We start from the raw sequence: 11,966 nt of genomic DNA on the forward strand, positions 1-11,966 counted from the left end.
CGCCTCTTCATCAAGGGCTTCGAGGTACTCGCGCACTGCGCGGCTGCTGAGCTTTGGATCGTTCCAATCGACCGCATCTCCCGCTACCCCACGTTGCCGGCTGGCATCCGCCTTGATGATGCTGGCGTCGACGGCGAAACCTTCACCCTTGACTAGGCCGGCTGCCATGCAGCGCCGCAGCACCTCATTGAATAACCAGCGGAATAGATCGCTGTCACGAAAACGCCCATGGCGATTCTTCGAGAAGGTCGAGTGATTGGGGACTTCGTCTTCCAGGCCCAGCCGGCAGAACCAGCGATAGGCCAGGTTCAGGTGCACCTCTTCGCACAATCGCCGCTCGGAACGAATGCCATAGCAGTAGCCGACGACCAGCATGCGCACCATCAACTCCGGGTCAATCGAGGGACGCCCGATGGGGCTATAGAAATCCGCCAGGTAGGCACGCAGATCACTGAGATCCAGGCACCGGTCGATGCTGCGCAGGAGATGTTGGGCCGGGACGTGGTCTTCCAGATTGAACGAGTAGAACAGGCGCTGCTGTCCTCCCGGTAACTGTCCCATCATGCTGTTCGCCCCCACGCTCGCTGACAGAGCAATTTTGCCAACAGCATGGGGAAGCAGCTACTTTTTCAACAGAATCGGCCGATTGCTGCCTGTCACGCCCACGGCTTTTCGGTGCGCAAGCAACCCATCACCAAAGTCTGTCTGTAGCGCGCCTACCCCGGAGCCAGACATCGGTCGAGTCGCAGCGCGGTACGCAACCATTTGCCATCCCCCACACTGCCCGGCAGAATCGCCCGCCGATCTGGCCTTCCGTGCCGGACGCCGGTGATAACAGAGGCTGAAGTTGAACGAACGGGCATTGTCCATGCGCCTGGAGCGCGTAGCCGCGCATGTACCGGCAGGTGCGCGGTTGGCCGATATCGGCTCCGATCACTGCTACCTACCGGTGGCGTTGATGTGCCGCGGCGTGATCACTGCGGCGGTGGCCGGTGAGGTGGCGTTGACGCCGTTTCACGCGGCTGAGCGTACCGTGCGCGAGAACGAGCTGAGCCAGCGCATCACTGTGCGCCTCGCTAATGGCCTGGCGGCAATCGAGCCGAGCGACGGGATCACCGCGGTCAGCCTCTGTGGCATGGGCGGCGAGCGAATCCGCGACATCCTCGACAGCGGCAAGGCCCGCCTGAGCGGTGATGAGCGCCTGATCCTCCAACCCAATGGCGGCGAGCAGCCACTGCGCCAATGGCTGATGGACAATGGCTACAGCATCCTCTGTGAGGAAGTGCTGCGGGAAAACCGCTTCTACTACGAAATCATCGTTGCCGAGCGCATGGGGCCGGTGATGTACAGCGCTGAGGAGCTGTACTTCGGCCCGCTGCAACTTCAGCAACGCAGCCCGGCGTTCCTCGCCAAGTGGCAGCGAATCTTGCGCTTGAAGCAGCGCACCCTGGCCGACTTCGCCCAGGCGCGGCAGGCCGTGCCCGAGGCGAAGGTGCAGGAGCTGGCGCAACAGGTGCACTGGATTACCGCGATGCTGGCTTAAGCGTGGCCAAGGGGCGGAGCCAATTAGGACGGAGTGGTCTACTTTAATCACGCCGACCCTTCTAGTTCTGCACCTCAGTCTTAGGTCTGGAGCTGGACGAGGAGTAGGCCCCCCTCAATCAAGGAGTCACTTATGCTGAGCCGCAAAGGATTTATGCTCGTCGCAGTCGCCTGGCTTTCGGCCGGTCACGCTCAAGCCGCGGATGTCACGGTCAAGCTGGGCAGCACGGAGCGCGTCACCCGTTTGTTTGCGTACCCCAATAACTGCAATGTGATCTGCTATCGCGATTGGACACTGGAGCAGACCGCCGAGCACTACCTGAGCCAGAGCTTGCAGCGAGATGGTTACGACACCGCCAAGGTTACCGTGCACCGCGAGCAGCAAGACCTCTACGCCAAATTCACCGAGGTGCCCGAAGGCTACGGTAAACCCCTCGAGCAATTACTGAAGACCGGCGAGCTGGCCTACGCGGGTGCCAAATTGCTTAACAAGGATGGCAAGTGGCAATACAACTGGTCGTTGTTTCTGCCGCTGGGCATGGCACTCGATAACCGCAAGAGCGTTGAACTGCTGCATTTCCCACCGGATTACTCCCTGACCCAGGCGCAGGACTATCTAGAGTCGAGCACCACAAACCGCTGGGCTGACCTGCTTACTCAGAACGGCATCAGTGCCACGCAGACGCCTGCCTTCCAGACCATCATCGACATAGCCCCCATTGCCGCACCCGCCAACGCGGGTAGCGCGCTTGAGGGTGTTTACAGCTATTTCAACGCCTACCAGACGCAGATGGTTATGCAGTTGACCGCCGGCGAAGGCGGCCAAACGCTGCCAATGGTGGCCTTTGGAAGCCCGGTGCGCAGCTGGGTTAATCAGCAGTATGGGGTTTCTGTCGATGTACTGGGTCTTGCGCAGATCAGCCCGGCTGCTGGGCAGCAAGTTGCCGTGCTTGGAGCCAACCACCCCAGCTACATCTGGTATGCCGCTGACCCGGAAAACTACAATGGCGATCAGCAGAAAGCCGATGCGGCCGGCCTCAAAGTCATGGGGCAGGATCTTAGCGCCGCCTGCTGGCAGGCACGTATGGGCGAGCAACCCAATCAGGACGCGAGCCCGGTGCTGAGCGCCTGCAGCGAGAAATGGCAGGTCACTGAAAAACTACAAACCTGCGAACTGTTCTACACCTCGGTGCGCAACCTGACTCCCGAAGCGGCGCAGGCCAAGTGCACCTCCAGCTAAAGAAGCTGAACGGGTGTCAGCCCCTCTCCGGCTGGAGAGGGGCGACTCAGCCTTAGGTACGCAGTATCTCGTTCACCAGGCTTTTCTTGGTGCGCAGTGAGCTGACGACTTGCCAGAGGATAAAGACCAGGGCCAGGGCGAGGAATGCCGCGGCGATGGGGTTGCTGAGAAATGCGCCGAAGTTGCCGTCGGAGAGCATCAGGCCGCGGCGCAGGTTGGTTTCCGCCATGGGCCCGAGGATAAAGCCGATGATAAAGGGGGCCGCGGGCATCCCGGCTTTGACGAAGAGGTAACCGAGCATGCCGAACAGCAGGATCGACCAGACGTCGAACAACCGGCTGCTCAGGCCGAAGGCACCGACCACGCAGAGCACCAGGATAATCGGCAGCAGGATGTGTTTGGGCACGTCGAGCAGCTTGATAAACAGGCGCAGGCCGTAGAACTCCATAAACAGCATCAGCACGGTGGCGACGATCAGCGCGGCGAAGATGGTGTACACCAGCGGGCCCTGGCTGATAAACAGCAGCGGGCCGGGCTGGATGCCGTGGATCAGAAAGCCGCCGAGCAGGATCGCGGTGACGGTGTCGCCCGGAATACCCAGGGTCATCAGTGGCAGCATGGCCCCGCCGATGCCGGCGTTGTTGGCCGTTTCGCTGGCGACGATGCCACCGATATTGCCCTTGCCGTAGGTCTCGGGATTCTTCGCGCGCTTCTTCGAGATGATGTAGGCGACCAGGTTGGAAGTGCCGGCACCGATGCCCGGGAGGATGCCGATACCCAGGCCGATCAGGCCGGAGCGCCCGGCGTTGGGCAGCTGCTCACGAAACTCCTTGAGCGAGAAGCCGAAGCCCTTGATGTGCTTGAGGCTGACCGACTTGGCCTTGTCCTGATGGGCGCGGCGGCCCGTTTCGGCCAGCTTGATGATCTCGGCCACGGCGAACATGCCGACCATCACCGTGAGCATGGCGAAGCCGCCATTGAGCTCGGCGACGCCGAAGGTGAAGCGGCGGATCGCCTCCACCGGGGCGATGCCCACGGTGGACACGGCAAAGCCCAGGGCCCCGGCGAACAGGCCCTTGATCATGGAGCCAGCGGACAGGGTGGCGATCAGGGTCAGGGAGAACACCGCGATGGCGAAGTACTCATGGGGACCGAAACGCAGGGCGACCTTGGCCAGCTGTGGGGCGATAAACATCAGCGCCGCGATGCTGAAAATGGTGCCGAGAAAGGAGAACACGATGCCGACGCCGAGGGCCTTGACCCCATGGCCCTGTTCCATCAGCGGGCCGCCGTCGAACACCGTGGCGATGGAGGAGGGCGTACCGGGGATCTTCAGCAGGATGGCCGAGATCAGCCCGCCCGAGGTGGCCCCGATAAACAGCGCGACCAGCAGCGACAGACCGGCTTGCGGGCCCATGGTAAAGGTCAGCGGCAGGCACAGGGCCACCGCCATGGTCGCCGACAGGCCGGGCACCGCGCCGAAGACGATGCCGACGGCAACGCCGATCACCATCAGCAGCATGATATGGAGCGAGAAGACGGCACCGAAGCCTTGCTGCAGTAATTCGAGCATGGTCGATCCTCCTTAGAACGGCAGCAGCCCGGAAGGCAGCATCAGATCGAAGGCCTCGCGGAACAGTAGATAGGTGATGGCCGACGTGACCAAGGCGATCAGGGCATAGACGAGGTGGTTGACCCGATGATCGAGCGGGGTCAACACGATGAACTGCAGGTACAGGTAGATCGCGGCCATGATCGGAAAGCCGACCGGGTTGAGCAGGGCGATATAGCCGACGATCAACGCCAGGGTCTTGACCACCGTTTTGATATCGCTGCTAGCCGGGGCTTGGCCCTCGACCTCGCCTTCGACCTCACCCTCAGCCACGGCCTTGGAGAGGCCGCGCACACTCAGCAATTGCAGAAAGCCGAGCAGGCAGAGCATCGCCGACAGCAGGCTGGGTACAAAGGCCGCATCAATACCGTCGTGGCGCGGCAGCTGGGTGGTCATTAACAGGTAGCCGAGACCGGTGCCGAGCATGGCAACGCCGATCAGCAGCTCCTTTTTCTTGCTGGTAGCCATCGGGACACCTCAGGAGATGGGGCCGGGACCGGCCAGCAATCATGCCGGCCGGTATCACAGAACCTTACTTGTTGCGCAGAACATCCTTGTACTGCATGAAGTCTTCGCGAGTCTTGCTCAGTACGGCGATGGCTTCTTCGGTGCCATGGTAGGCCACCGGCTGCTTGAAGGACTTCTTCAGCTCATCGGCGTACTCGGGCAGCTCGGTGATCTGCTTCATGATGCCGGCCATCTTGGCCACGATGGCTGGGTCGGTGCCTTTCGGGAATGCGACCACATAGGGCTTGTCGATGGTGAAGTCGACACCTTGCTCCTTGAAGGTCGGCACGTCGCCGAGCAGTGCGTTGCGCTCGCTGTTGGGCTGGCCGAGGGCGAACATCTGGCCGCCGGTGACGTAGTCCTGCACCGAACCGTAGCTGATTGCGCCCAGATCGATACGACCGCCCAGCAGGGCGACGACCTTCTCCGACACGGTACCGGCGTCGACCATCTTCAGTTTCACCCCGGCCAGTTGTTCGAACATCAGCCCCTGGATATGCGAGAAGCTGCCCATCTCGGTGCCGTAGCTGACGCTGTTGGGGTTGGCCTTGGCCTTGTCGATCAGTTCCTTCAGGGTTTTGACCCCGGCGCTCTCGCTGGAAACGAAGATCGCGCCCTTGTCCACGCCGGCGATGCAGGCAATATCGAAGGCCTCGAAGCTGTCATCCGACAGGCCGGCCACTTCGTTGACGATCAGCTGGCCGGTGTGGGTAAAGAGGATGGTGTTGCCGTCTGCCGCAGCGCCTTTGACCTGCTCGGCGGCCAGGGTGCCACCACCGCCGGCGACGTTGGTAACCACCATGTTCTTGCCGGTGATCTTGTTGAAGTACTTGGCCATCATGCGCGCGTTGAAGTCGGTATCACCGCCGGGGTTGGCAATGACCACCACCTGCACCGGGCGGGTCGGCCAGTTGACGTCGTCGGCGGCGAAGGCGGTCGACTGGGCGGCGATGGCACCCATGCCGACCAGGGCAGAGAGGAGGGAGGCGCGGATTGTTTTTTTCATTGGAGTTCTCCGGTGGGTGGGCTTGCGGCAAAGCGATTAGTTAGGCCGGCGTGCGGCCGAGGCTCGGTTGCTTGGGGTGGTACTGCCAACCGGGCACCAGGTACTGCATGGCCATGGCGTCGTCGCGGGCAGCACCGGCGACCTGTTTGTAGAGTTCGTGGGCGAGCATGATGCGGTCCATGTCCGGCTCGATGCCCAGCCCCGATTTCTGCGGCACTTGCACCTGACCGCCGATGATCTGCAGGGGTTCACGGGTCAGGCGTTCCTGGCCTTCCTGCCAGATCCAGTGGGTGTCGATGGCGGTGATGCGCCCCGGTGCGGCAGCGGTCGCGTGGGTGAACATGGCCAGGGAGATATCGAAATGGTTGTTGGAGTGCGAGCCCCAGGTCAGGCCGAACTCCTCGCACATCTGCGCCAGGCGTACCGAGCCCTGCATGGTCCAGAAGTGCGGGTCGGCTAGGGGGATATCGACCGCTTCCAGGCGCAGCGAGTGACCCATCTGCCGCCAGTCGGTGGCGACCATGTTGGTGGCGGTGGGGATGCCGGTGGCGCGTTTGAACTCGGCCATGATCTCCCGGCCGGAGTAACCGTTTTCCGGGCCGCAGGGATCTTCGGCATAAGCCAGCAGATGGCCCTTGCCCTTGCACAGCTCGATGGCCTCATTCAGTGACCAGGCCCCGTTGGGGTCGAGGGTCACGCGGGCTTCGGGGAAGCAGGCCTTGATCGCTGCCACTGCCTGCATTTCCTCGGCACCGCGCATTACGCCGCCCTTGAGCTTGAAGTCGCTAAAGCCGTAACGGGCGTTGGCCGCCTGGGCCAGGCGCGCGATGGCCTCTGGGGTGACGGCTGGTTGATGGCGCAGGTGGTACCAGTCCTCGCCCGAGCCCTGGCCGGCCAGATAGGGCAGGTCGCTACGCTGACGGTCACCTATATAGAAGAGGTAGGCGAGCATCGGCACGCTGTCACGTTGCTGGCCGTTGCCGAGCAGCTCGGCCACCGGCACGTCAAGGTGCTGGCCGAGCAGGTCGAGCAGCGCGGCCTCGACTGCGGTGATCACGTTATCCAGACGCAGGTTGATCTCGTGGGGCTGCTTGAGTACGGCGGCCTCGGCTGCGGACGTTACCTGATGCACAGTGGCCTGGGGCCCGCCGCCGTCGCGCCCGGCGATGGCCTGGCGCAGGCTATTGAGCACACGGTTATAGCGGCCGACCGGCTGACCGATAACCAGCCCCTTGCTGCGCTCCAGGGCCTGGCGAATGCCTTCACCGCCGGGTACTTCGCCGACGCCGCTGCGCCCGGCGCTGTCTTTCAGCAGCACCAGGTTGCGGGTGAAGTAGGGCGCATGGGCACCGCACAGGTTGAGCAGCATGCTGTCGTGACCGGCTACCGGAATCACCTGCATCTCCACCACTCGCGGGGTGTGCGTATGGGCCTGTTCAAGCATGGGCAGGGTTCTCCAGGGGCAGATCGGCATAGCGGCGAAGCCGCTCGTGGGTAGAGCGAAGGCTCGGCGTTGCAGGCATAGCGCGATGCAGGGGGCGCAAGCAGGAATGAGGGAGGCGCTTCGGTGCGGCGCGGTGCCGCAGATGCAGAGCGTGCCCAAGTGCGCGTTGCACAAGGCGGCTGGGCCGTCGGGGGTGACAGCTGTCGGGCAGGTGAAGGGCACTTGGGCCTGGGTTTTCATAATCATGGCTGGGCCTGATTTTTTGTTGTTAGAAGTGTCATACGTTGTCGTATGACTTGGCCGGATTATCAACAGCGTCTGACGAACTTGTCAACGCGCTGTTGCGCGAAAAGTGCCGGCGGCGACCATCGGTTATGGGCGCGGCGTGGGTTTGCCAGACTAACCGCCGCAGTCTCTACTGGCTCTGTAATGGCGTCGCGCAGGCTTCTAGCGCCGAGTTTGGCGCGCAGCTGCCCGGCCACTGGAGTGGCAGCAGGTGAGGGAGAGGGGTGACGGCGCGGGCGATAGCCGGTCGAGAAAAGTGATGGTATTGACCATTGTTGTACGATAACGTATCTCTACAGTCTCGACTGATGCTCCTCTCCACCATTTCGCTCTACAGGGTGTTCGCACAATGAATCCACAAGAACTGAAGTCCATCCTCTCTTCCGGTCTGCTGTCTTTTCCCGTGACCGACTTTGATGCTGCCGGCGATTTCCGCCCCGATACCTATGCGCGCCGCCTGGAATGGCTGGCCCCCTATGGTGCTTCGGCGCTGTTCGCCGCCGGTGGTACGGGGGAGTTTTTCTCCCTGACCGGCAAAGAGTATTCGGCGGTGATCAAGACCGCGGTCGACACCTGCGCGGGCAGCGTGCCGATCCTCGCCGGCGTCGGTGGCCCAACCCGTCAGGCCATCGAAATGGCTCAGGAAGCCGAGCGTCTGGGCGCCAAGGGCCTGCTGTTGTTGCCGCACTACCTGACCGAAGCCAGCCAGGAAGGCGTGGCGCTGCACGTTGAAGCCGTGTGCAAGTCGGTGAAGATCGGCGTGGTGGTCTATAACCGCAGCGTCTGCCGCCTGACCGCGCCTCTGCTGGAGCAGGTGGCCGAGCGCTGCCCGAACCTGATCGGCTACAAGGACGGCATCGGCGATATCGAGCTGATGGTGTCCATCCGCCGTCGCATGGGGGATCGCCTGAGCTACCTCGGCGGCCTGCAGACCGCCGAAGTCTACGCCGCTGCTTATAAAGCCCTGGGCGTGCCGGTGTACTCCTCGGCGGTGTTCAACTTTATCCCCAAGACCGCGATGAATTTCTACCACGCCATGGCCCGTGACGATCACGCCACCGTCGGCAAGATCATCGATGACTTCTTCCTGCCGTACCTGGCCATCCGCAATCGCTGCGCCGGTTATGGCGTCAGCATCATCAAGGCCGGTGCCAAGATTGTCGGCCATGACGCCGGCCCCGTGCGCACCCCGCTGACTGATCTGCTGCCGGAAGAGTACGAGATGCTCGCCGCACTGATCGACACCCAAGGCGCGCAATAAAGCGTTGCCGTAGGGTGCGCCGCGCGCACCAGCCGTTCGTCGTTGCCATTGGTGTGCGCGACGGGCGATAGCCATAGATAGCTAGGAGGGTCATATGACTCAGCGTTACGACAACTATATTGGCGGCCAATGGGTCGCCGGCAGCGACTACTCGCGCAATATCAACCCGTCCGACCTGGCCGATGTGGTCGGCGAATACGCCCAGGCCGATGCCGCTCAGGTTGACCAGGCCATCGCCGCCGCCCGCGCCGCTTTTCCGGCCTGGTCGACTTCCGGGATCCAGGCGCGCAGCGATGCGCTGGATAAGGTCGGCAGCGAGATCCTCGCGCGCCGCGAAGAGCTTGGTGCGCTGTTGGCCCGGGAAGAGGGCAAGACCCTGCCCGAGGCTATTGGCGAAGTGACTCGCGCCGGCAATATCTTCAAGTTCTACGCCGGCGAATGCCTGCGTCAGGCCGGTGAAGTGCTGGCTTCGGTGCGCCCTGGCGTATCGGTGGAAGTCACCCGCGAGCCGCTGGGCGTGATCGGTCTGATCACTCCGTGGAACTTCCCCATTGCCATTCCCGCCTGGAAAGTCGCCCCGGCCCTGGCCTACGGCAACTGCGTGGTGTTGAAACCAGCCGATCTGGTACCGGGCTGCGCCTGGGCGATTGCCGAAATTATCTCCCGCGCCGGTTTCCCTGCCGGGGTGTTCAACCTGGTGATGGGCAGCGGCCGGGTGGTCGGTGAAACCATCGTCCAGCACCCGCAGGTCGATGGCATCAGCTTTACCGGCTCGGTCGGCGTCGGCCGCAACATCGCTGCCAGTTGTGTGGCGCGTGGTGCCAAGGTGCAGCTGGAGATGGGCGGCAAAAACCCGCAAGTGATCCTCGATGACGCGGACCTGAAAACCGCCGTCGAGCTGTCGGTGCAAAGCGCCTTCTACTCCACCGGCCAGCGTTGCACCGCCTCCAGCCGTTTGATCGTTACCGCCGGTATCTACGACCAGTTTGTTGCGGCCATGGCCGAGCGGATGAAGTCGATCAAGGTTGGCAATGCCCTGGAGAAGGGCACCGATATCGGTCCCGTGGTATCCCAGGCTCAGCTGGATCAGGACCTGCGTTATATCGAGATCGGCAAGCAGGAAGGCGCACGCCTGGTCTGCGGCGGCGAGCGGGTTTCCTGCGAGCAGGACGGCTACTACCTGGGCCCGACCCTGTTTGCCGATTGCACGGCGGACATGCGTATCAGCCGCGAAGAGATCTTCGGCCCGGTGGCCAATATCATCCGCGTGGCCGATTACGATGAAGCGCTGGCCATGGCCAACGACACCGAGTTCGGTCTGTCCGCCGGTATCTGCACCACCTCGCTGAAATACGCCAACCACTTCAAGCGCCACGCCCAGGCCGGCATGGTCATGGTCAACCTACCCACTGCCGGGGTGGATTACCACGTGCCGTTCGGCGGCCGTAAAGGTTCGTCCTACGGCAGCCGCGAGCAGGGCAAATACGCCCAGGAGTTTTATACGACGGTGAAGACCACTTACGTCGGTTGACACTGTAATCAATGCCCTGTGGGAGGGGCTTTAGCCGCGACAGCTGTTCAGCTGTCGCGGCCTTTCGCGGCTAAAGCGGATCGCCGCCCGGCCCTCCCACATGATCTCCGCAATGCCTAAGCCCGTTTAACAACAATAAGGGAACGGTCATGAGTACAGCTAACACTGCCGGCACCTTCTCCGGTGCCCCGATTATCACCGAGCTGCAGGTTGTGCCGGTTGCCGGCCACGACAGCATGCTGCTCAATCTGAGTGGTGCCCACGGCCCATTCTTTACCCGCAATATCCTGATTCTCAAGGACAACGCCGGGCGCATTGGCGTCGGCGAGGTTCCCGGTGGCGAAGCCATCCGCCAGACCCTGGAAGATGCCCGCAGCTTGCTGGTGGGCCAGCCCATCGGCAACTACAACGGCCTGCTTAATCAGGTGCGCAAGGCCTTTGCCGACCGCGACTCCGGCGGCCGCGGCCTGCAGACCTTCGACCTGCGTATCACCATCCACGCGGTTACTGCCCTGGAAGCGGCGCTGCTCGACCTACTCGGTCAGCACCTCGGCGTACCGGTCGCGGCCCTGCTTGGCGAAGGCCAGCAGCGCGACGCGGTGGAGATGCTCGGTTACCTGTTCTTTATCGGCGACCGCGAGAAAACCGACCTGGGCTACCGCAACGAAGCGGATGCGGACGACGCCTGGTTCCGCGTGCGCAACCAGGAGGCGCTAAGCCCCGAGACTATCGTTCGCCAGGCCGAGGCGGCCCATGCGCGCTATGGCTTCAATGACTTCAAGCTCAAGGGTGGCGTGCTGCGCGGCGGCGCAGAGGTCGAGGCGATTCGTGCCCTGGCCGAGCGCTTCCCGGATGCGCGGGTGACCCTCGACCCCAATGGCGGCTGGTCCCTGGCTGAAGCCATCGAGCTGTGCCGCGATCTGCATGGCGTGCTGGCCTATGCCGAAGACCCTTGCGGTGCGGAAAACGGCTATTCCGGCCGCGAAGTGATGGCCGAGTTTCGCCGCGCCACCGGCCTGCCGACCGCGACCAATATGATCGCCACCGACTGGCGGCAGATGGGCCACTGCATCCAGTTGCAGTCGGTGGATATTCCGCTGGCCGACCCGCACTTCTGGACCATGCAGGGTTCGGTGCGGGTGGCGCAGATGTGCAACGAGTGGGGCCTGACCTGGGGCTCGCATTCCAACAACCACTTCGATATTTCCCTGGCGATGTTCACCCATGTGGCCGCCGCCGCGCCGGGCAAGGTCACCGCCATCGACACCCACTGGATCTGGCAGGACGGCCAGCACCTGACTCACAACCCGCTGCAGATCGAAGGTGGCCTGGTGCAGGTGCCCAAGACTCCGGGGCTGGGCGTGGAGCTGGATTGGGATGCATTGGCCAAAGCCCACGAGCTGTACAAGGGCATGGGCCTGGGCGCGCGCAACGATGCCGTGGCCATGCAGTACCTGATCCCCAACTGGCAGTTCGATAACAAGCGCCCCTGCCTGGTGCGTTGAACCTGCGGTCTGGCGGCCCGGTGTCCAACAACA

Annotated in this window: 8 protein-coding genes and 2 pseudogenes; 5 read left to right on the forward strand and 5 right to left on the reverse strand. The window is 62.9% G+C overall.

Translation table 11 applies throughout. The features are described 5' to 3' along the window. A pseudogene (locus VMP31_RS15070) lies at positions 1-564 on the reverse strand (IS1182-like element ISCfr1 family transposase); the annotation flags it as partial. 283 nt (positions 565-847) lie between these two features. Here VMP31_RS15070 and VMP31_RS15075 point away from each other — a divergent pair. Together VMP31_RS15075 and VMP31_RS15080 are read left to right on the forward strand one after the other, a co-directional pair. Next, on the forward strand, positions 848-1,543 hold the full coding sequence (locus tag VMP31_RS15075; RefSeq protein WP_325508466.1) for a tRNA (adenine(22)-N(1))-methyltransferase: 696 nt from the start codon (positions 848-850) through the stop codon (positions 1,541-1,543). Between the two features lie 153 nt (positions 1,544-1,696). Further along, a pseudogene (locus VMP31_RS15080) lies at positions 1,697-2,779 on the forward strand (hypothetical protein); the annotation flags it as partial. Between the two features lie 55 nt (positions 2,780-2,834). Here the strand turns inward: VMP31_RS15080 and VMP31_RS15085 are convergent. The 4 genes from VMP31_RS15085 to VMP31_RS15100 form a co-directional block, all read right to left on the reverse strand. Continuing rightward, a complete protein-coding gene (locus VMP31_RS15085; RefSeq protein WP_325508467.1) occupies positions 2,835-4,355 on the reverse strand; it encodes a tripartite tricarboxylate transporter permease in 1,521 nt (506 codons plus the stop codon). A gap of 12 nt (positions 4,356-4,367) precedes the next feature. Beyond that, positions 4,368-4,862, reverse strand: coding sequence for a tripartite tricarboxylate transporter TctB family protein (locus VMP31_RS15090; RefSeq protein ID WP_325508469.1), 495 nt, complete (start codon positions 4,860-4,862; stop codon positions 4,368-4,370). Positions 4,863-4,926: 64 nt separating this feature from the next. After that, the gene (locus tag VMP31_RS15095; RefSeq protein ID WP_325508471.1) at positions 4,927-5,907 is read right to left on the reverse strand and encodes a tripartite tricarboxylate transporter substrate binding protein; all 981 of its coding nucleotides are present in this window, start codon (positions 5,905-5,907) and stop codon (positions 4,927-4,929) included. Positions 5,908-5,947: 40 nt separating this feature from the next. Further along, complete coding sequence (locus VMP31_RS15100) at positions 5,948-7,351, reverse strand: enolase C-terminal domain-like protein (RefSeq protein WP_325508473.1); 1,404 nt, start codon at positions 7,349-7,351, stop codon at positions 5,948-5,950. Positions 7,352-7,985: 634 nt separating this feature from the next. Between VMP31_RS15100 and kdgD the strand changes: the two genes are divergently transcribed. The 3 genes from kdgD to gudD all read left to right on the forward strand — a co-directional run bounded on the left by kdgD (position 7,986) and on the right by gudD (position 11,933). After that, the gene (gene kdgD, locus VMP31_RS15105; RefSeq protein ID WP_325508475.1) at positions 7,986-8,897 is read left to right on the forward strand and encodes a 5-dehydro-4-deoxyglucarate dehydratase; all 912 of its coding nucleotides are present in this window, start codon (positions 7,986-7,988) and stop codon (positions 8,895-8,897) included. 94 nt (positions 8,898-8,991) lie between these two features. Next, positions 8,992-10,428, forward strand: a complete 1,437-nt coding sequence (locus VMP31_RS15110; protein WP_325508476.1) for an aldehyde dehydrogenase family protein — start codon at positions 8,992-8,994, stop codon at positions 10,426-10,428. A 149-nt stretch (positions 10,429-10,577) separates the two neighbouring features. Beyond that, on the forward strand, positions 10,578-11,933 hold the full coding sequence (gene gudD, locus VMP31_RS15115; protein ID WP_325508478.1) for a glucarate dehydratase: 1,356 nt from the start codon (positions 10,578-10,580) through the stop codon (positions 11,931-11,933). Positions 11,934-11,966: the final 33 nt, after the last annotated feature.

The organism is Pseudomonas sp. (assembly GCF_035512415.1).
GTDB lineage: Bacteria > Pseudomonadota > Gammaproteobacteria > Pseudomonadales > Pseudomonadaceae > Aquipseudomonas.